This window comes from Neobacillus sp. NRS-1170 (assembly GCF_050468025.1).
In genome coordinates, this window is the sequence record NZ_JBITPF010000027.1 from 94728 (window position 1) to 114610 (window position 19883).

The 19883-nt window shown below is 40.7% G+C and carries 18 protein-coding genes and 2 pseudogenes; 4 read left to right on the plus strand and 16 right to left on the minus strand.

Annotated features, from left to right (window positions below):
* Positions 1-146 precede the first annotated feature (146 nt).
* Positions 147-593: pseudogene (locus ACIFOT_RS12960) on the plus strand (hypothetical protein); the annotation flags it as partial.
* A gap of 228 nt (positions 594-821) precedes the next feature.
* On the plus strand, positions 822-1025 hold the full coding sequence (locus tag ACIFOT_RS12965) for a hypothetical protein (protein ID WP_430065069.1): 204 nt from the start codon (positions 822-824) through the stop codon (positions 1023-1025).
* Positions 1026-1522: 497 nt separating this feature from the next.
* On the opposite strand, the gene ACIFOT_RS12970 is transcribed toward ACIFOT_RS12965, so the two are convergent.
* From ACIFOT_RS12970 to ACIFOT_RS12995, 6 genes are all read right to left on the minus strand, one after another.
* Entirely contained in the window at positions 1523-3367 is a 1845-nt protein-coding gene (locus ACIFOT_RS12970; RefSeq protein WP_430065071.1) for a choice-of-anchor L domain-containing protein, read from the minus strand.
* 612 nt (positions 3368-3979) lie between these two features.
* Positions 3980-4162, minus strand: a complete 183-nt coding sequence (locus ACIFOT_RS12975; protein WP_430065073.1) for a hypothetical protein — start codon at positions 4160-4162, stop codon at positions 3980-3982.
* 56 nt (positions 4163-4218) lie between these two features.
* Positions 4219-4350 carry a hypothetical protein gene (locus ACIFOT_RS12980; RefSeq protein WP_430065075.1) on the minus strand — a complete coding sequence of 44 codons (132 nt, stop codon included), beginning with the start codon at positions 4348-4350 and terminating at the stop codon, positions 4219-4221.
* 39 nt (positions 4351-4389) lie between these two features.
* The gene (locus ACIFOT_RS12985; RefSeq protein ID WP_430065077.1) at positions 4390-4857 is read right to left on the minus strand and encodes a hypothetical protein; all 468 of its coding nucleotides are present in this window, start codon (positions 4855-4857) and stop codon (positions 4390-4392) included.
* 12 nt (positions 4858-4869) lie between these two features.
* On the minus strand, positions 4870-5463 hold the full coding sequence (locus tag ACIFOT_RS12990) for a replication-relaxation family protein (protein ID WP_430065079.1): 594 nt from the start codon (positions 5461-5463) through the stop codon (positions 4870-4872).
* The gene (locus ACIFOT_RS12995) at positions 5399-6703 is read right to left on the minus strand and encodes an FtsK/SpoIIIE domain-containing protein (protein WP_430065081.1); all 1305 of its coding nucleotides are present in this window, start codon (positions 6701-6703) and stop codon (positions 5399-5401) included. The genes ACIFOT_RS12990 and ACIFOT_RS12995 overlap by 65 nt, the downstream gene beginning before the upstream one ends.
* A 283-nt stretch (positions 6704-6986) precedes the next feature.
* Between ACIFOT_RS12995 and ACIFOT_RS13000 the strand changes: the two genes are divergently transcribed.
* Together ACIFOT_RS13000 and ACIFOT_RS13005 are read left to right on the plus strand one after the other, a co-directional pair.
* A complete protein-coding gene (locus ACIFOT_RS13000; protein ID WP_430065083.1) occupies positions 6987-7193 on the plus strand; it encodes a helix-turn-helix transcriptional regulator in 207 nt (68 codons plus the stop codon).
* 49 nt (positions 7194-7242) lie between these two features.
* Positions 7243-7407: a hypothetical protein gene (locus ACIFOT_RS13005; RefSeq protein ID WP_430065084.1), complete on the plus strand. Its 165-nt coding sequence runs from the start codon at positions 7243-7245 to the stop codon at positions 7405-7407.
* A gap of 296 nt (positions 7408-7703) precedes the next feature.
* On the opposite strand, the gene ACIFOT_RS13010 is transcribed toward ACIFOT_RS13005, so the two are convergent.
* The 10 genes and pseudogenes from ACIFOT_RS13010 to ACIFOT_RS13055 all read right to left on the minus strand — a co-directional run bounded on the left by ACIFOT_RS13010 (position 7704) and on the right by ACIFOT_RS13055 (position 19774).
* Positions 7704-8042: a YolD-like family protein gene (locus ACIFOT_RS13010; protein ID WP_430065086.1), complete on the minus strand. Its 339-nt coding sequence runs from the start codon at positions 8040-8042 to the stop codon at positions 7704-7706.
* A 371-nt stretch (positions 8043-8413) separates the two neighbouring features.
* Entirely contained in the window at positions 8414-8611 is a 198-nt protein-coding gene (locus tag ACIFOT_RS13015; RefSeq protein WP_430065088.1) for a hypothetical protein, read from the minus strand.
* Positions 8612-8971: 360 nt separating this feature from the next.
* Positions 8972-10781, minus strand: a pseudogene (gene ltrA / locus ACIFOT_RS13020) (group II intron reverse transcriptase/maturase).
* 1045 nt (positions 10782-11826) lie between these two features.
* Positions 11827-12579 (minus strand): MBL fold metallo-hydrolase, encoded by a 753-nt coding sequence (locus ACIFOT_RS13025; RefSeq protein ID WP_430065090.1) that lies wholly within the window; start codon positions 12577-12579, stop codon positions 11827-11829.
* Positions 12576-12710, minus strand: coding sequence for a hypothetical protein (locus ACIFOT_RS13030; protein WP_430065092.1), 135 nt, complete (start codon positions 12708-12710; stop codon positions 12576-12578). The genes ACIFOT_RS13025 and ACIFOT_RS13030 overlap by 4 nt, the downstream gene beginning before the upstream one ends.
* A 49-nt stretch (positions 12711-12759) precedes the next feature.
* Entirely contained in the window at positions 12760-14154 is a 1395-nt protein-coding gene (locus ACIFOT_RS13035) for an MFS transporter (protein WP_430065094.1), read from the minus strand.
* A 118-nt stretch (positions 14155-14272) separates the two neighbouring features.
* Positions 14273-14548 (minus strand): YciI family protein, encoded by a 276-nt coding sequence (locus ACIFOT_RS13040; protein ID WP_430065096.1) that lies wholly within the window; start codon positions 14546-14548, stop codon positions 14273-14275.
* On the minus strand, positions 14545-15417 hold the full coding sequence (locus tag ACIFOT_RS13045) for a 2-hydroxy-3-oxopropionate reductase (protein ID WP_430065098.1): 873 nt from the start codon (positions 15415-15417) through the stop codon (positions 14545-14547). The genes ACIFOT_RS13040 and ACIFOT_RS13045 overlap by 4 nt, the downstream gene beginning before the upstream one ends.
* 43 nt (positions 15418-15460) lie before the next feature.
* On the minus strand, positions 15461-17533 hold the full coding sequence (locus ACIFOT_RS13050; protein WP_430065100.1) for a family 10 glycosylhydrolase: 2073 nt from the start codon (positions 17531-17533) through the stop codon (positions 15461-15463).
* A 90-nt stretch (positions 17534-17623) separates the two neighbouring features.
* On the minus strand, positions 17624-19774 hold the full coding sequence (locus ACIFOT_RS13055; RefSeq protein ID WP_430065102.1) for an alpha-amylase family protein: 2151 nt from the start codon (positions 19772-19774) through the stop codon (positions 17624-17626).
* Between the last annotated feature and the right edge of the window lie 109 nt (positions 19775-19883).

The following is a 19883-nucleotide window of genomic DNA, read 5'->3' on the forward strand; positions in this document are numbered from 1 at the left end:
AAAGTCGTTTTTTACGTTAAAAAAATTGTTTAAATCATAAGATAGATTTTTTTTAAACCCCTTTCACCACTTTGGGTGTTTTTCATATTCTGTATTACATCCAACAGGGCATTAGCCCAGTGGATAAAAAGAAGGGGGGTAATTAAATGATTGTTGAGCTTACCGCTCTCCATTGGATTTATGTAGTCTTTATTGCACTAATTATCGGATTCATGGTGATGAGAAGGGATACAACCATTGTTTGTATTGCTGGGATCTTCATAATCGCCATTACTGCCACTGGCAGTATAAGTCATTCCATTAGCAGTATTTTCAACAGTTTTAGTTATGCTATTACAGAATTATTGTCTACTATTCTCGTTATTTCCATTATTGTTGCGATGAGTAACACCTTAACCTCGACAGGTATTAATGCTGTCATGATTTCACCTTTTAGAAAATTAATTCGCAACCCAACCCTTGCTTATTGGACCATTGGGATTCTGATGATGGTCATATCCTGGTTCTTCTGGCCATCCCCTGCCGTTGCCCTCATCGGAGCTGTTCTTCTGCCAGTCGCCTATGAAGCTGGCTTGCCTGCCCTAGGAACAGCGAAGGTCTACAAAGGAGTTTATTGTTGAATATTAATAGAGGTTTATTAAGGGGTTCCCAGTGGTCTTAAACAAGTAGCTGCCGAAAATGGGGCAACAATAAATATCGACTGCAATTCCCCCTGGAGGGAAGGCCAACTCAGTGATTCGCTCTGGTTAGCTATTTACAAGGATGGGGTGGATGCACTTTGGTATTACTCCAGCTTACCTGCCAAAGGAGCAGACTTTCCTTTGAACCATATTACAGGAAGAGCTGACAGCAAGTATGCCAATTTGATCGTCGACTCCGCCCTGGCTATCGGTTGTCCGATGGATAAAGAAACATTAACGGATTTGGTCGATCAAACTATAAGCAAAAAGGAGTCTGTCACAGCAGGCTCGGTCAAAGTAAATATGCATTTAGAAGCTAATACTATGACCATTGAATGGGAATAGGGATTAGTAAAATGCCAACAGACTTTAAGTCTGTTGGTTTTTTTATACAGAAAAGACCCTCCATCGGTTGATGAAAGACCTTTTCATACTATTGATTCTAAAGCGCAGATGTTGCAGAGTTTTTTCCTTATTACATCATGCCGCCCATTCTTTTGGTTATAAAATAGGGAAAAATGATCTTAAACATGGCGAATTTTATCACTGTTTATCCAAGGTTACTTTTAATGGTTGCTAAAAAAAAAATGACAGGAGGACAAAAAAGAGGACAAACTTTAAAACAAAACCACCTTATATAAAAGAGGAGGAACGAACTAATGATAGCTGGATTTATAACGATTGCCATACCAACAACTTATCCAGAGCGGATATGGCAACACATGGGTGCTGGTGGTTGGAATTATTAAAAGAGGATGGCTAAGATAGTGAAAACATAAGAGGCTGACTAAAGCGTCAGCCCCTTGCCATTATTATGATACTGCTTTATCTAAAGTTCGAATTTATTTATGAATAACTATGCTACCAGACTCAAGGGAAGTTGTTGGATTTGCATCATCGCCTGCTCCGATTTGGTTGTCATAGACAACTTCATTGGTGGTTCTATTCCAGATTTTAATCCTAAATTTATCCTTGCCGTCACCACTTAACTTTCCATCGACCGCGGAAAGCATAAAGCCGTAATCACCAGATCCGTTGATTGTACCTTTACCTTTATATTGTGCTTTTGCCCCTGCAATGACCAACCAATCATAACTGCTGCTATGGAAGTTCAAATTACCAGCCTTAAACTGGAATTCGGTTTGACCATCAGGGGATGTCGCACCTTTTTTGTATTTCGATACAAAGCCAAAGTTGGCTTTTCCTGTCATCGATGGATCGGCAGTATAAGCTCCAATCGGAGAGTTGATCCATCCGCCACCAGTTACAAATCCAGCACTTGGGTCGTAAACGACAACATATTGTACTGCAATAACTGAGGCTGAACCGCCGTCGTCATCGGTCACTTTCAATTGAACTTTGTAAATTCCGGGTGTTGCATAGGTATGTTGATCGTTAACTGAGCCAGAACCATTAGATTCTTTAACCGTACCCGATGTAGTGGTACCATCTCCCCAGTTCCATTCTGCATTGTGTGTATCGAGAATACCCGGGTCTGTAAAAGAAGCAGAAGCAGTAATGGAGGTGTTAACAGGTACCGGGTCAAGAGGAACCGATATCGGATCTACTTTTGGAGCCACATTGTTCACAATCAAATTAAAGGAAGCAGATGTACTGACAGTACCATCATCGGCTGTGATTGTTACCGGTTGATTTAGATCGTCAGTTGTATTAAAAGACCAATTCCAAGTACCGTTTGAATTTGATGTTACAGATCCCGGTGCTGCACTTAAATTGACTGTATCATCAGCATCTGCATCAGACCAAGTACCGGTATTAATTGCTGTTTGCCCTTCATTAACCACAACATCAGAGTTGTCAGCTCCGATAACTGGCGGAAGATTGGATATTGGTTCATCCTTGAAACTTCCAGCTTTAATAAATACATTGGAATCCAAAATTCTATCTCCCGCATCAGCTATGGCCATTTTAATGTGATTAACTACACCTTTATTCACTGGTACCTCCACAAACAGCACTTTAGTCAATCCATCCATTTCTGTATTGATTGAACCGCCGCCATCAGTTAAATCATTATTGAGGTAGAATTCAGAATGTGACCCGCCATTGACATTGTTAATGGATACAGGTATTGTCGTGCCCGGGATCAGCGCTGCATTTACACCGTTAATGAAGAAACCAAATACATCATTATAAACACTATTAACGTACTCGTTATATTCATCTGAAGAAAACACATATTCGAAAGAGATAATATCATTGTTTGGAATAAAGTCAAATTCCAGGACTGTCGCATCTTGGGTACTGTATCCGGGAATAAGAGAATTGAGATCAGTATCGCCTGGAGTGCCATTATCTGCAGTAATCCCGTCAAAATTATTTGGGCCAATCACATTCGAGATGTTTCCAGAACTTAAAATAATCCCGTCGTTAAACCCGATGATTCCATCACCGCCGGTAAAAGTACCTGTCGCAGTAGCAGCTCCATTAAAACTTACATTTTGGACAGTCACTCCTCCACCGAGCAGATTTTGAACCAGTTGTTCTGGCGTTAGACTAGGGGAAAGGCTTGTCGTTGATAGCCCTGTTGAAGTTGCTGATGCGAATGCAACCTTCTGATTCTTAGTAATAATATCCCCAGCTCTATCCTCAGCAAAAGCTGGACTTAAAATACTAAGACTTAAACCTAATACACCTAATCCTGCTAACCACTTACGTTTAAACAAGTGCACCCCTCCGATGTTCATTATTTGGAACGTTTTGTTCCCGATAATGAGTATATAGAAATTAAAAATAATTATATCAACTTTTTTTCGACAAACTTGTTGACTGCTACAAACGGGACAAGATAAAGCCTGTCTCTCAAAACTTGTAAAATATTAATTTTATTAGAATAATTATTGAAATAAATCTAGGTACTGAAACATTGGGTTAGTGTATTATTTAATGTTCAATATTTCGAAAACAACTGAATGGATAGCGTGGAGTAAAAAAATAAGCGCCCCTCCAAATGGAAAGACGCGAACAGATTAATATCACAACAACTTACCGCAAATCTACATGCCTCTTACATTTCGTACACTGGTAAGATTTAGTTCCACTTCTCGATGCTTCTTTAACTTCCGGCACGTTTGACAGGAAAGAGTGACATATCGGCCAGATAAGCCATTTCCCACCAACTCTCTACAAAGGGTTTCTCCTGGGCAACAAAACAATGCAATTCAATCTATTGTTATTATCGGGTTCGTTACCCAGGTACCTGTTGAAGTTCTAGCAGGAACAATTTCATTCTCTAGCTGCTTATAACGAGCAAAGGATATTCCTTCGTGAGTTTTCCTTTATAATCTACATTCTGGACAAATATACGCTGATCCTTTATAGGTTCCGCATTGATCGCAATTGTCGGTGTCTTCCCATTCGTTTTTCTTCAGCCATTCTTCGTAAGTCATACTGTATGAATCGCGGCTGTTAAGGTAGTCTTTATTACTTAATTTTAAAGGGTTTCTCTTGCGTAGTGCCATCTTGGTCGCCTCCCTCTTTTCTAAAAATATTTGCAGAGCCGTTTGGAATAAGCTTGTTACTTAACGACAACATTTTTAACACAAACTACTTTTCTTTTGTTTTTCTTTCCTTTTGATGTTTTGTGATAAACCCCGCAATTTTGGCACAGCCTATATTTCACACCATCGATTTTGATTTTTACACCCATCCTTTTTCCTCCTTAAATTTATTTATATATACCCTCATCTTAAACTGCATTTCCTACCTGTTTCAGCACGTTTAAGATAAGAGGGGATACCTGGATTAATACATAGCCTAACCCTGCATTCTGAATCATTTGCCATCCTTTATCGGCCCGATTAAACATGAATTGAAAACAGGAGCCCACGATAATGACAGAAGCAATCGGGAAACTTAATGCAACTAATATATCAACTACCGGGTCCAGAACATGAGCGAGCGCTGATAATGAATGCTCTCCCATCCATTCTCCGGCTGTTGCTGGTACTGCCACAATGACAGGAGCGTTTGGATTAGCGAAAACTTTAGTCGTGGTTGCAATGAATCCAAGAGTGCCAACAGAGCCAAAAGTAGCTATAGGAAGAATGGCAGAACTTGCAAGTCTTATCGTCATGCCCCTCCTTTTCTTTTTGGCTTCTTTCTCCTTCGCTTTATACTCACCAGACATGAAATCATTGAACTTAATCTTCTTCATGTGGATCACTCCTTATCGAATGTCGTTAATGGTGTAAACCCTACTAGGCAATCCTTCACATAATTCTATAAGCTGCCTTTTCCTAAATTCCGAAGTCGTAAGCCAAATCAAAAGAGGGAAATATCCCAAATGCTCTGTAATCGCTCCATTTTCAAATAACCCTTTGTACTGCGTAATCTTCGCTCTGTTTGCCTTCATTTTTTGAAGTGAGTCGACCTCTAAAAAGTGATATTTTCCATTCGATTTAAACCAGGCATCACATACCACAGTAAATTTATCATCACGAATTTTCATTTCATTTTTCCATTCATGAGGATACCCTGCGAAAATATAGAAATCGTTTCTCATAAGGACATGATTGACGAATTTATTCTTTTTGCGTTCTTTTTTGGAATTAACATATTCCCGGCCATCTTTATTCAAAAAATAAATGGTGGAATTTTCTTCTCGGAATGATGATAGGAAAGGAGAAAGTTCTTTGAGGATGCGATTAGTGTTTCGTTTTGTCCCTAGCCTGTGAATAGTGCTTATTTGATCCCGATTAAGAAAATCCAGTTTCTTCAAACTTAACAACATTCTTTCTTGTCTCTCGCTCAATCTTTTCAAGGGGTTTTCCTCCTTTAGTCGGAATGATGATTGGAGTAATGGTTTCTTGGATAATGTCCTGTGTAATATGTGGGGTTTGAATAATGATTCGTTTATCGGCCATTTGATAGATAGCTCTGCCTTTGATTTCTGGAAGATTCTCTGCACCATCACTATCTAATACGACTCTGGAAGCTGTACCGGATTGTACTCTAAAGCAAAGCTTAGCATCAATATTTTGTTTGCATTGACGTGGGATAACGTCACCAGTAGGATATTGAGTCGCCAAAATAAGTCTAAACCCTAATCCAGCTCCTAAGCGTGCGATCTGGCTCATATATTTTTGACATTGGTGTTTATACAGCTTCTCTTCCTTGCTGACCGCTTCATCAGGATTTAATTCTCCGACTTCATCAATGATGACGAAATGGCGTTCAGTGATTCCGGCATCCTCTACCTTTTTCTTGCCGGCTTTCCTTAAAATTTCTTGCTTTTCTCTCATGATGTTATATGCATTTTCAAGTGTTTCCAAGGCTTCCTCTGGCTCGTAGGCGATTGATTCTGTCTGTTTGATTTTTTCATAGTCGCATAGTTCAACACCGCCTTTTAGGTCGATTAGGTGTAGTCTCACGTTGTCTGGCTGCTGTCTAAGGAGTGAATTGATAATGCAGTTAATGAGATTTGATTTGCCGTAACGTGTCGCACCACCAAGGCATAAATGAGGAACCTTTTCAAAGTCATGGAAAATCAATTTGTTTCTATCCCTTGTCGCTCCAAAAACAACGGTCCAGCCTTTCCCTTCAACAAATTCAACTTTTTCCGGCAATGGATCATTGTAAACTCGGATGAATAACACTCCATCGTAAGAAAGCTCTATTTCCTTCCTGTCGGTTAGTTTCTTTGTGTAAAGACCTTTGATACTGTTGATGATGTTTCGGTCTAATGTCAGCCCTCTAAGGTCCTTAAGCTCAATCTTTACTGAACGAGTGTTAACGCCAGCTTCTATGACTTTTTGCTTTGCCTGGTAATCTTCAAAACTTCTACCTAATGGGATGCGGTAACGATATTCTGTGCCCCACTCAAAATTTTTCTTTTTCAACAATTGAGTGGTTAGGGTCCGATTACCGTCTTTTACATTTAGTCCGCTCAAAGTAAAAATCTTATTGAGTTTTTTTGAATCGTTCCCTGCCCGGTTTTTTGATAAATAAGCTTTCAAAGAAATTGCTCCAAAAATTGTTGTCGAGACCACTTCGAAAATCATATTTGAATCCTCCTCCTTCCAACGCCACATCATTGGAACTTACATAGTAAGTTATCCCTTGGAATCGGCATAAAAAAAATAACGCCTTAAATCATTAATAAATGTGTATTTTGAATATTCCCGACCAAGCTAGCAAAGGAGATATTAATCGGGTATGTTAAAAGGTATTACGTTGAGGTTGTCCGCTATGCCTGTACTGTAAATTTTTTTTAAATAAAAATACAAATTATTTTTACAAGGAATTTGTACACAACAAGCGAATATCTATATTGAGGTGTTCGATATGAAAAGTAAAATAGGTTTTTGGATTGAAGAAAAGGGATACAGAAAAAAATATATAGCAAAACAATTGGAAGTAACACCTAACCAGATTTCAAATTGGATAAGTGGCCGTTCGTTTCCTACAATAGAAAAAGCATTTAAATTAGCTGATTTATTAGAAGTAAAGGTAGATGATCTATATGAACGCAAAAAAAACCCACACAATTAAGCGAAGGGCCAAGTACTAGAATAGTTTCAAAATATTAGGAGGTGGTACCTTGAACGATTTACTTGCAGCAAAACTAACAATAGCGCGCATTAAGGTTCAACTGCTCGATTTAGCTGGCGAGCTGATTGCCGATAACTTATCAGATAAAGAATACGCAATCAGCCTAATAATGAAAGTAGTGGAATATATTGATGAATACGATGTGAAGGTATGAGATATTAATTTACTATCTTAATGGATTAAGCCAGTAATAACGGTATTACTATTCGTATTGCTGGCATAAATTTGGAAAACTAGCAACGGTATTGCCGGTAATAAGCATGGAATCTTTAATACATACAGTCGCAGTTGATATTTCTCCAAAGCCGAATTAATGATTATGATAGTTTCACCTTGAATTGAATCTTTCGCGGCAAACTAATCTGCCTCTATAACGGAAGCGAATTCGGTGTCTAGTTAAATAAAAATACGCCAACCTCATCTAAGGCTGACGTTATTCTTAATATTCGTTTAGTCCACTACCTTTACTCCGACAACACTTTCGAATGCAACCCGCTCGAATTCACCAGGCTTCACTTCAATGAGAAGCTCATGCCTATTAGGTTCCACATAATGAACTCGGCCATTAATGTTATGTGTAAATCCGTCATTCCATACAGTAAGTTTTACAGAATGACCGTAATCCTTAGCGTAAATAATGCGTAAGTCGAACTCTTCTGCTTCATGCTCGTCAATGATTGGCTTCCTTTGCCGCTCAGTATCACGCCAAAAATCCTTCTGAGTCTTCGCTAATTCTGGCAATTGAAATGCTGCTTGCCATTTCATCATCCCGCGGTCGCGTATCACCATATAATCGCCTCCTTTCTTAATATTATACACGAACTTATGTTCTATATGTATACATAAAGGTATATAAGAAACAATATTAGGAATCCTCCATATGAAACCATCCTTTTAATTCAAGGGTGGTTTTTTATATAAGCTCCATGTTTGTCCATGTCTTTATAAGACAACCCTCATAATATATTAATATCCAATGATTAAAGTAAGCATTTACAAGAGCGTCTTATGGCGCTTTTTCTTTTTTCGTACATAAAAACGCCACCAGTTAAGGTGACGCAATGGTTATCGTTTAATCTTCCGTGGCTTTTTCAGTTTTACCAGTATTATCATTCATGGCGGAATACTTTTCGTGCTGGTTATTTGGCGTATTAGGAGACTTATAAACCTAACCATTCCCTGCCTTTACGCAGAGCTTTTGCTAAGTCAGAAGTGGTGTATTCTTTTTCCAAATTGATGGTGTTGAGTGAGTTGTAAAATTGGAGATTATACCGGCCATATAAACGGCAAGTGATTCGAACATACTCTTTGCCATTGTCCAGTTTCCAAGTACTATGTTCTTTAATCCATTTCGTCATCCACTGATCATTCCTATCATTTTATTCATATTGTAACAAAAAAAGAGCGCCCATGTTCTAACGGGTTCCATTACCTATCGCAAAATGTGAATTACACCCAAAAATGTAAAGTAAAATGCATATGAAATTGCACCGCAAAATTCGGTGCTTTTTGTTAATAGTCCAGTGCGATATGAACTGAGCTACTTCATAATTAAACCTCGGAGCTTCTTCATACAGATAGGTAAAGCTTTGAAATTATCGCCACCTTTTCCCCCTGTTCACACCAGTACGTGCGACTTTCACCGCATACGGCGTTCCAACTAATCCAATTCATTCAATTCTATGTATTGTTTAGATTGATGCTACTTTATTCCGCAATCATATGGCTTCATTTTTACATTTTAATCGAAGTTTGTTTAGCTTTTCTTTTTGCTTATTGTTGAGTTTCATGACTTTGAATAACTTCTTAATCTTTTCACTGTCCTTAAGATGGACTAGTCGATGAACTGTTTCATGGAGTATCACTAAATTTGAAAATGTATCATCTTTTGATAGATGATACGGATTCTTATGATGGCAGTGCCAATCACTGACGCCAAGCTCCACTCCTGTTACCGCACATTTCCCATATTGAGCAATAAACTTACTTATTCGATTGTCATTGTATTCGATTGACCGATTTGGAATATAGTTTTTCATAATTGAAAATAAAACCCTTTTGTTAACAGCCTTTAGACTTTTGTGGATTTTATCTCTACCTTCGGCAGTATAATTACATGATTCCTGCGAAAAGCATAAGTTTGTTTTATGCTTCTGGGCATATATGGGCACAAATACCATACTTTGTATTTTGTATAGTTTCGATTTATAACCTTTGTACCTTTTTTGTAGAGTTGTTGTCATCTCATGAAAATTCGCATCTGTTCTAAAAATCTTTAAACGATTATAAAGTGTTTTTCTTAGATAGAAGTTTAACTCATTCAAATTTGTTGTAATTTGGGTGGCTGCGGAATAGTAGTTTTGGATTCCCATTACAACTGTGTTGAAATGCCAGACCTTTTCTACACAAGGGTTCTTCTGGATAGCCTTAATTGCTTCTTTAATTTTATTAGAAACATTACTCTTAGCTTTTCTAGACATATGTGAATGGACTACATGGCCAAACCTAGTTTTTCCCTTCCTTATTACTTTAAAAGTAAAGCCGAGAAACTCGGAAGAGTTTTTCTTTAGGTTAATTACCTTTGATTTTTCATCGCTGGTTTCAAGGTGTAATCTTGTTTTCAAAAAGTCTTTTATGGCATAATTCATTCTTATTGCTTGAGAACGAGTTCTGCACAAAACTTTAAAATCGTCCGCATAGCGGACAATAAAACATTCTTTTAATCCAGATTTTTTAAGTCCTTGATACTTGATTCCACTCGTCTTATATTAAGTTGCTTTCGAACGTTTCCCACTGATTACTTATCCACCAATCAAGTTCATTGAGAACTACATTTGATAATATGGGTGATAAAATTCCACCTTGCGGTGTTCCTTTGGCTGGTATTCCTTCTCCATCAATCTCCGCTTTTAATAATCTTGAGATAATAGAGAGTAATAATTTATCCCTAATCCCCAATGACCAAAGCTGTTTCAAAAGCTGTCCGTGATTCACATTATCAAAGAAACCCTTTATATCGACATCGACACAATGATGAAGCCCAGCTTGATTGACAAGGAATTCGAACCTTGCTTTGGCATGATGGGTGCTTCTATTTGGTCGAAATCCATAGCTATGTTTATGGAATTTGGCTTCACAAATGGGCTCCAAAACTTGTAGAATGCACTGTTGGAAAATTCTATCCCAAATGGTTGGAATCCCTAAGGGTCTAAATTTTCCATTCCCTTTTTCAATAAACACTCGTCTAACCGTTTGAGGTTTGTAGTTTTTAAACATAATATGAACCGTGTTTATTACATCTTCCACAGATAAATGACAAAGATCTTTAATCATAAGATTATCCGTACCTGCCGTTTTACTACCTGTATTCCTTTTGATGTTTCGGTAGGCAAGACGAATATTTTCATTAGAACTCATCAATTCTATTAATCCATAAAACTTTTTACCACTGACACTTTGAGCATATAGAGCGTCAAAGCACTCCTGTAAGTTGTAATACTCATTGTGCCTCAGCTTCTTCCGTTTCAATAAGTCGGCAACTCCTTACGGAGTTAAACCTCTTTTAGTCTCACAAGAACCTTATTAATCGATAAAGATCTGTCTTACATGGTTGAATGAATCTTCATTAGTCTAGTGGCTATCCCTCCATGTTGATTAGACATTTCATTGGTACTGTGCCACCACTTTCACTGATATTAAGATAAGTTATACAGCGGTTATTCTCGCCACTGCTTTCCTTACCAACGTTTCACTGGGAGTAAGCCATCCACGTTATCAGCTTACAACGTTGAGTTATATCTATTATAGAAGGAACTTAGGTGCTTCCTGTAAGCCTGTTAGCACTCATACGCCTGTAACGTATCATGGATTTTTATATTAGTTATTCTTACTCACCCACGGCTAACCTCACAATTTGGTGATATACACATTTCTGTGTATTGTGCGTATAGACCCGTACATTCAGAAGTTCGTCAGCTTAACCTTTTTCTTTTAGGAGTATCTGCATCCTCACCATATTCAATCAACTCAAGCATCATGAACTACACCACTCCCTGGAGTTGGATTTCGGCAGCCTAACTGCTACGGTAGTTTCTCACGCCTTTTCGCCGAGCTTATAACACTATTATTCTTACTAAATCCAGTGCTATTCGACTAAGATAGAACCCTTCAGGGCGTTACCCCATCATTTGATTCTTCGATATAACCCTTCAGTTCCGAAAGGAACTGCCTAGGCTTTATCAGAGTAATGTAACCATCCTCCATTTAAACTAGGAACATTTCGCACAACTAACGCACCCGTGAATGATTGTAAAACAAGATTGGCTTAAAATAGCAATAATACCTTGAAGTCTCAAGGCGTTACTGCCAATGATGAATAATAAATATTTAATCTCTGCTGAAATCGGCCTCTTTTAATGGAACCATTTTTGTTTTGTTAACACTTTTATAGCCTAAATAACCTATTAAGCGATGTCGGCTGAACTGGACCGTATATAATGAACTATTCTTCGATTTTCGGAATTCAACTATTGATCAAATATATCGGACCCACACTCTTCGCCATAATATCCTTCTAATCTGGTAATGTAATCCGAAAATGGGTTTCTTCCGCTTTCATCCGGTTCAAATAAAATGAGAATTGAACTTCACCAGACGATTCATAATGTATTTTGTGATTCACCATCCGAAATGGACGGTCATGGCCGGGAATGATTCTAGTTACCCCTGACTTCAAAATCTTATGCTGGCTCGATTTTAGCTGCTCCTCTCCCCCAAACGTTCCTTTTGGAGCTGTCGTTCCGGGATAAACTTCCCATGCGTATTTCAACAAATCACCGCAAACGGCAGTCAGTGTTTCTTCATTTTCTTTGAGTAAAAGAGTGGCACTCCCGGGGGTATGACCTGGAGTCAGAACCACCTTGATGTTTTCGTTCAGGGCCATTTCCTCCTTAAAAAGAGTGAGTTCCCGCTGTTGCAATCGTTCCGTAATGTACTCAGGAATGAATTCATCACCTACAGCAGCTGCTTGGCCTTGAACTGCATAATCAAATTCTGCTTGACTAAGGACAATTTGTGCATTCGGAAATAAGTCAACATTTTGGCAATGATCGAAGTGCAAATGAGTTAAAAAAAGGAGGTTAACATCCTCCTGTTGAATACCATGATCCCGTAGAGCTTTCATGACCAAGTGGCGATTTCCGTAAAATCCGGTATCAACCAGGATTCTTAGATCCTGTTCCTCCACGTACGTCACGCTGGACCATCCGAGGGCCCCGTCGCTGCCCATTACCGGAACCCCTTTAATCAGCGGAATGATTTTACTCATACTAGTTCATGTCCAAATTTATTATATGTTTTCCCTGCTCCCGGATGCTGTAGAAAGTTAGCTTTAGCTAAGGATGCGGCTAGTTGTGACTCATAGAGCCCTTCTAGTTTTTTTGACGTTAGATCTTTCATTCAATTTCCTCCATAGTGCTTAATCATTCATTATCATCTCTGTCATCCCTTAGAATCCTTCATTAATATTTGTTGATGATGCACCTTCGTTTTTAATTTTATTAATATTCAAAAAATTCCTTTCCTGCAAATCACGTAAAATCTGAGGAAATTCCTTATCCAATTTATAGAACGAAAGTAGAATAATCTGAATACTCGTCAACGCAAGTGGGATGTAAATATACAATGTCTTAATGGATGTAATTGCGGCGTCCGATTGAACAGCCTGATTTCCGGCATAACCTCCCCATGCCAATACCCAGCCAATAAGTGCTGCTCCGATGCCCGCTCCGACTTTTGAACCAAAGCTAGTCGCACTGTACGTCAAACCTTCAGTTCGAAGTCCAGTCTTCCATTCTCCGTATTCAATGGTATCAGCAAACATTGCATATGCCGAAGCGGCAATTGCAGAATACCCCAGACCTCTGCAAGCGGCACCTACGATAATGAAATTAAGACTATTCGGATTAATCAACATGATAATAGATCCAATTACCGCAAGAACTAAACCGGCTCGGGCTACGTTTCGTTTTCCGAATTTTTTGAATAATGGAGCAGAAAGGAATATCCCAATTAGCACCGGCACAAGCTTGACAATGGTAAGCAATCCTACCAAATCTTTATTGTGAAAGACATATTGGGCATAATAAATGGTGGAACCGACTGTAATAGTTTGATATAAAGTTACTAAAATAAAAGTTAATACTAGAATACCCCCATATTTATTTTTAAACAGGGCTTGAACTCCGTCCTTGATTGGAACGTTTTTAGTTTCATCCACCGGTTTAACACGCTCTTTAACTGAGTAAAATGTCACATAGAACAACAAAGCCCCCAATACGCCATAAAAAAGGAAAGTGAGCTGCCACCCAAGTCCTCCACCTCCAAATGCTTCAACAATGCGTATCGTTGCAGTACTAACTAAAAGGGTTCCTGCGATAGAGAATAGCACCCGGAAAATGTTCAGTAGTGTGCGTTGGTGTTGATCCTGTGTCATTAATGAAGTCAGGGCACCGTACGGAACATTAATAGCCGAGTAAATAATGTTGACTAAGTTATAGGTTATGAAGACGTAAACAATTGTCGCTGTACTCCCCATTTCAGGAACGGAGAATAATAGTACGGCAGAAGCAGCGAACGGAATGGCCATCCATTTAATCCAAGGACGTGCTTTGCCATGTCTCGATTTGGTTTTATCAACGACTGCACCTATCCCAAGATCAATCAGACCGTCTAAGATACGTGAAGCGAATAAAACTGTACCAATGGTTGCAGCTGCTATTCCTGCAACATCAGTATAAAAGTAAGTCAAAAACGTAGTCATCGCCGTAAATATGAGGGTAGAGGCAAAATCCCCCAGTCCATATCCAACTCTTTCTTTAAATCTAATTTTTGATGTATCCATTGATCTAACACCCTTTACTAATCAATTTTTATTTCTGCAAATTCGTTGTATTGAGATGTATAAGCAACCTGTCCAAGATCACTTTAGTATTTGGAAGCACTCTTAATTATGGGGAGCATTAATTGCCTTCAGAAGCTAGTACGATCTCCCACTCATGGATTTCGTATTCTCGGGCCCCCAACATAATATACGGATCTTGCATGACCATTTCTTCCACCTGTGCCTGATTCTCGCCTTTGTAAATGACGAGACCGCCGGCACCGTCCACGAATCGGCCGTTGGCGAAAACGGTCCCTTCCGACCTGCGCTTCGCTAGATACTCCAGATGCTCGGGCCGAAACTTCTGACTTAACTCCGGATCCTTCATGCGTAGAAATACGGCAAATGTCTTCATGCTATTTCACCTCCATTAGCTAATCGATATAAAGCGCTGTGATCTTCCCTGCCAAAGCCGAGCTCAATGAGCTTGTCGAAGCGATCGGCCATCTGCCAGGTCAAACTAAGAGGAATTCCGATTTCTTCTGCGAGCAGCAATGCGTTATTCAAATCCTTCTTATGCAGATCAACTCTGAACCCGGGTATGAACGTTCCATCCGCCATGTTGTTGATCTTGTTATCTAGAACACGGCTGGCAGCGAGACCGCTCTTGATCGCTTCGTAAGCAATACGTGGATCTATGCCTGCTTCTTTGCCGAAGGCAAGCGCTTCCGAAACGGAGGCGATGTTGACCGCGACCATGATTTGATTAATCAGCTTCACCGTGTTACCTGCGCCGATTTCACCGACTCGGGTGATTGTCGCGCCTATCTTATCTAAGATTGGTTTCATACGCTCGAAGATGTCCGCTGAACCGCCGACCATAATCGCGAGTTTCCCTTCGATTGCCCCGATTTCACCGCCGCTGACGGGCGCATCAAGCATAGCGCAGCCTTTTTCAGCTAGCTGCAGAGACAGTCGGCGAATGACTACCGGATTGATCGAACTCATTTCAATCACAATTGTTCCCGCACGAATACCTTCGAGCACACCTCCGCTGCCTGCTAACACTTCTTCCACCTGTGGTGAATCGGGGAGCATCGTGATGATCACATCCGCCGCTTCTGCGACGCCTTTCGGTCCGCTCGCCGTTTGAGCACCAAGCAGCACGAGCTCGTCCATAGACGGACGGCTGCGATTGTATACGATCAGCTCGAATCCGGCCTTGAGCAAATTTTTCGCCATCGGCTTGCCCATAATGCCGAGACCAATAAATCCGATTTTCATAACGTTTACCTCTCCTAAAAATTCGCTTATAAAAAAATTTGCATTATTGCTCCAACTCAATCAGCAGCGCTTCCCATACTTTCAATTCTGGAAGCGTTATGGTCAGGTCCCTGCCGGTTTGTGTGAATTCTAGCTTTTGCTCCGATTGAAGCAGCCGAACCCCTTGTACCGTTTCTTCCGGCTTCAGCCTGACCGCGATGTTGATTTGATGAAGCGGAACATTTACAGACAGCGGTCTGTGTCCAACACCGTTAACCAAATTGACTAGTATTTTGTCATGCTTTCTGAAAACGGCCAGTTGTAATCCCTGATAGCTAGAAACCTCAATAAACTTGTCCTCGCCCAACAGAAAATCAATCGTATTCTTCATTAATTTGTAGTGATCTTCCATCCTGAATTCGGTGATTAAACGGCTAAGGGAAAATGTCAGATAGATCGCTTTACCCTGTCCATAGCTGTTAACGATACAAAGCGGAAGATTGGTATGAGTCACAGGGATAGAGGCTCTTTCCGGAGGAGTCCCTACGCCATCCAGCGGCGAAAACGGAGGAACAAGGGTAGCCAGCACCGTTGCTCCATCCCGAGTACTACAGTAAGCGACACTGCCGCGATGGGCGATCAGCTCCGTTTCCTCCAGATTTCTCTGCAGCGGATTTTCGCTTCCTTCAAACCGCAAATAGGATGCGGCCAAGGCCTCGCTTGTTATCACATCGCGATTAATCCCGAGGAGATCGTACAGCTCGCTGAACTCGCCTGGTACGCTTCCTTCAACAATTACATTCCCGCCCTGCCGCACATATTCGCTTAAATGTTGGACAAACGATTCGGTAAACGCGAATTTGTCCGGAATTACGACCACTTTAAAGCCTTTCAGTCTGTCCACAGTAGCCTGCTCCTTAAGCAGGACGTCAAACGGTACTTGATTATTGAGCAATCCGTCCGCCCATCCCTCCCCTGGCTGGTCAGAATTCCACATGAGCACTACCTGGGACGCGGATTCCGCTTCTTCCAACATATCTTCGACTTTTGCGACCATGTGATTTACAGCCGATATGGTTTTCAAGATGCGCTTGTCTAAGATCGTATCCGGAATCCCTGTAAGCGAATGCAAGATATTGCCTCCGTGAGCTGGGACTTGGCTTAACCAGAACAGATATTCTGCTGAAGGAAGGCCGGTATGGCGCCAGTCCATACCAGGACTTGAATGAACTATGCCATATGGAGCAGGCTTATGCGGCAAGGATCTGGCCAATTTAATACTTACGGCAGGATACCAATTTTCCATAATGTTCTTGTGCCCTTTCGAAAGAGCGTTCTGGTACTCAGTACACAGCATATCGGCCGTTCGTTCCCGCTCAAGCAGATTCTCGTGTGTAACATAGCCAAGCAAGGACCCGGCAATTCCTGTGACTGTTTTGGGAATATAATAAAGGATAAGCGGTAAGTCTTTGTTTTTTTGCTTGATTAGACTATAAATATTTTCCATGTGATCAGTCACGCAAAGCGACTCCCACGATTCCTCATGGTCTGCTGGATTCGTCGGAAGCTCTTTGTTATAGGTTTGGCGGTATTTTATTTGGCAGACTTCGCAGTTACAAGGAACATACAACGGAGCATTTAAAAAAATGCCGTCGATGTTGTATTTCGATATAACTTCATCAAGCACCGGCATTGCGACTGCTTCATTGCGATAGGCGCCGTTGACACAGGTAAGCATCAGTTGAGACCATTGCCCGGTGCGTTTGGAGCCGAGAGAGACCGGCTCCTTTTGCGGGTTCCGCGCAAACCATTGAGGACGCTCGAGATATATACGGTCGTCGGCCATAAAGAAATCAAATCTGGCTATAAATTTGATATCCCGCTCATGACAAGCTTCAATTACACGGGCAAGAAGATCATATTCGGGCAAAAACTCATTCACATGATGGTAAGCCACTTCGGAGCGGTACCAGGCATAAATGCCTCCGACATTAAAGACGAGCGAGTTGCCCCCCATTTCCTTCACCTGGTCGGCCAGCTTTTCCGGATTGATTAAGGCAGTATCTTTTACCTGAAGATTCATTTGTATGGTACGCAGCGGTTTTTGCCACCATAGGTTCGATGCTTTACTTTTCATTTTGTTACTCCCCTTTTATATTGAAATAACCCTTTGACCAAACCTAGCATGACGCCTTTGGCGAAATGCTTTTGTAGGAACGGAGTCTCTCTACTCTAGTACGATTAATTCATGGTCATGTAGTTTATCGATACGAATCGTTATCAAGGAATTTTTGATTTCAGGTTTTACTTCCACGCCACTAACTTTCATACGGGCATATGTCGGAACAAACTCATCAACTTTCAAAGAAATGGTAATAGGACCTACCGGCAGATATTCCTCTAAATAGCCTGGATTCTGATTGCACCCACTGAGATTAATCAGGTGGAAAATCAGTCTCCCGTTTTGACGATATAGTTTACAGTCTAAGTATCCTGGTCCTTCAACTCGAAAAGGCAAATTATCATCAGCTGCCCACTTTACTGCATTCGCCAGCAAATCACCAAGATCCGGCAAATGTGTGCGTCCATAACAACGGTCCACATCCCCGGCAAAGTAAAAAATACGTCCACCTGAAGCGTGTTCTCCCGCAAACATAACTGGGATATCCGTCTGTGGCTCCCTCATCCAGCTGAATTCCGGCGGATAGATTGGATATGACGGAATATAGGTGGCGATTGTTTTCATCTGTTCGTTTGCATGTACTCTATGGACATTTCCTCCAAATGGGAGAATATCTGTATTTTCAAACCCGCTTAAAACAGAATGGCGATCATGAGGAAGTCTGAAATAATTGTGTGCTTCAAAGTTTTCTAAAGTTTCCAAACTAAAAGTATGCTTACCAACGGCTCCAACGACACTGTTTAGATGGTTGATACCGGTAATCGATTGCAGCGGGAATTGATCTCTAGCATTTCCCCACTCGTCTCGTGTAGCTGTAGCCCCGGTAAAGAGCAAACTGCCGCCGGATTCTACAAATTGCCGGACTGCCTGGCACTGAGAATCGGTCATTGCCGCCAGATCAGGTAAAATTAAGACATCCAGGTGTTTCGCATCTCTTGTAATGTGGTCAGCATGTACTGGGATAAAAGGTATCCTCGCACGAGTCAATGCCCTGACAAAGCCTTTCCAAGGGAGTGAAACTTTTTCCTCTACATCATCACGTCCATAAAACTCCGTATTCTCCTGAGACCAAACCAGTCCAATATTCGCGACTGGTAGTCTATTATACAAATAGGCTTCATTCTTCTCCTGCCATTGCATGACGGGAGGTGCATTGTCAAACTGTCGTCTGTCCTCTTGAACTCCGCCAATGTGATGTAAACAAGGAGAGATCCCACCGGCAATTCCTTCTATCATCCATAACCTAGTTTCTTCTGGAGGGTTGCTGCCTTGTCGAAACACCCGTTCTCCACGTAAAACATAATTAGCCGTGCATTCGGGAATGACGATATTCCACCCTGCAACACCATGCAAAAGATGGCCATTAAGACCGTTCTGCTCAAAACCTACATTATCTCTCCTAGCTTGATGGTCACAAATGATCATTTTTGCCCGTTCTCCGACTACTTTCAGGTCACAGAAGGAGTTTGCTTGCATGATTGCATTGGCATTGAACATTCCCAACCATAAACAATCAGGGCCGCCGAAATCCTGTGTAACTTGATTAAACAGGTCCCAGTTCTCCATACGGCAAGCATAGCTCCACTTGATCCATTTCTGATAAATGTGATCATTCCAGTCTGTAGATGCTGGAAGATCGAAGCCAGAATCCTTCTTAAATTTCCTTTTGCAGTTTTCACAATGGCAAACGATCTTATAGGGGGCTCCAGTCCAGTTATTATCCGTAAAACCGTCTGGTTGATAGGTTCTTATAATTTCTTTGAGTACTTGAGGTATATACTCTTTATAGTAAGCACCGTTGACACAGGTGATATAGCGTCCGCCTGCTTTGACTGGTTCACCGTCAGCCTTCACTACAAACCAGTCGGGATGAGCGTTATAAAACTCCTGCATTGCACTGCTACTATCCATTCTGGCTAAAACAGTCAACCCTTCTTTTCTAGCTTCCGTAACAAATTTACCGAACAAGTCCTTATCGCCTAACCCCTTCGCTTGATACTGAAGTTTAATAGAACTAGGATAATAAGCTACGATCCCGCCAGCATTAATAATGACTCCTTGCGCTCTCGTTTTATGCCAATACTCTTTCCACCAGTTCAGGTCACAATGGATGGGATCCATTTCTGAAAGATTTGTTTGAACCCAGCGGAAAGTGCGCTTGTACCATGGAATTTCGGTTCCTGTTTCATTATTCATAAATAACTATGTCCTCCAATACGATTTTCTACGTGTATTTCACGAATGTTCTTCAAGTCCTTTTCATGCTTATCATCTTCGTGTTAGATAGCGTTTTCTTCCATTTATT

What these genes read in the sequence shown, in the direction of transcription:
- ACIFOT_RS12975 (WP_430065073.1), bottom strand. Translation starts at nt 4,162, where the DNA reads ATGGCACTACGCAAGAGAAACCCTTTAAAATTAAGTAATAAAGACTAC.
- ACIFOT_RS12980 (WP_430065075.1), bottom strand. Translation starts at nt 4,350, where the DNA reads ATGGGTGTAAAAATCAAAATCGATGGTGTGAAATATAGGCTGTGCCAA.
- ACIFOT_RS12985 (WP_430065077.1), bottom strand. Translation starts at nt 4,857, where the DNA reads ATGAAGAAGATTAAGTTCAATGATTTCATGTCTGGTGAGTATAAAGCG.
- ACIFOT_RS12995 (WP_430065081.1), bottom strand. Translation starts at nt 6,703, where the DNA reads ATGATTTTCGAAGTGGTCTCGACAACAATTTTTGGAGCAATTTCTTTG.
- ACIFOT_RS13000 (WP_430065083.1), top strand. Translation starts at nt 6,987, where the DNA reads ATGAAAAGTAAAATAGGTTTTTGGATTGAAGAAAAGGGATACAGAAAA.
- ACIFOT_RS13010 (WP_430065086.1), bottom strand. Translation starts at nt 8,042, where the DNA reads ATGGTGATACGCGACCGCGGGATGATGAAATGGCAAGCAGCATTTCAA.
- ACIFOT_RS13015 (WP_430065088.1), bottom strand. Translation starts at nt 8,611, where the DNA reads ATGACGAAATGGATTAAAGAACATAGTACTTGGAAACTGGACAATGGC.
- ACIFOT_RS13025 (WP_430065090.1), bottom strand. Translation starts at nt 12,579, where the DNA reads ATGAGTAAAATCATTCCGCTGATTAAAGGGGTTCCGGTAATGGGCAGC.
- ACIFOT_RS13030 (WP_430065092.1), bottom strand. Translation starts at nt 12,710, where the DNA reads ATGAAAGATCTAACGTCAAAAAAACTAGAAGGGCTCTATGAGTCACAA.
- ACIFOT_RS13035 (WP_430065094.1), bottom strand. Translation starts at nt 14,154, where the DNA reads ATGGATACATCAAAAATTAGATTTAAAGAAAGAGTTGGATATGGACTG.
- ACIFOT_RS13040 (WP_430065096.1), bottom strand. Translation starts at nt 14,548, where the DNA reads ATGAAGACATTTGCCGTATTTCTACGCATGAAGGATCCGGAGTTAAGT.
- ACIFOT_RS13045 (WP_430065098.1), bottom strand. Translation starts at nt 15,417, where the DNA reads ATGAAAATCGGATTTATTGGTCTCGGCATTATGGGCAAGCCGATGGCG.
- ACIFOT_RS13050 (WP_430065100.1), bottom strand. Translation starts at nt 17,533, where the DNA reads ATGAAAAGTAAAGCATCGAACCTATGGTGGCAAAAACCGCTGCGTACC.
- ACIFOT_RS13055 (WP_430065102.1), bottom strand. Translation starts at nt 19,774, where the DNA reads ATGAATAATGAAACAGGAACCGAAATTCCATGGTACAAGCGCACTTTC.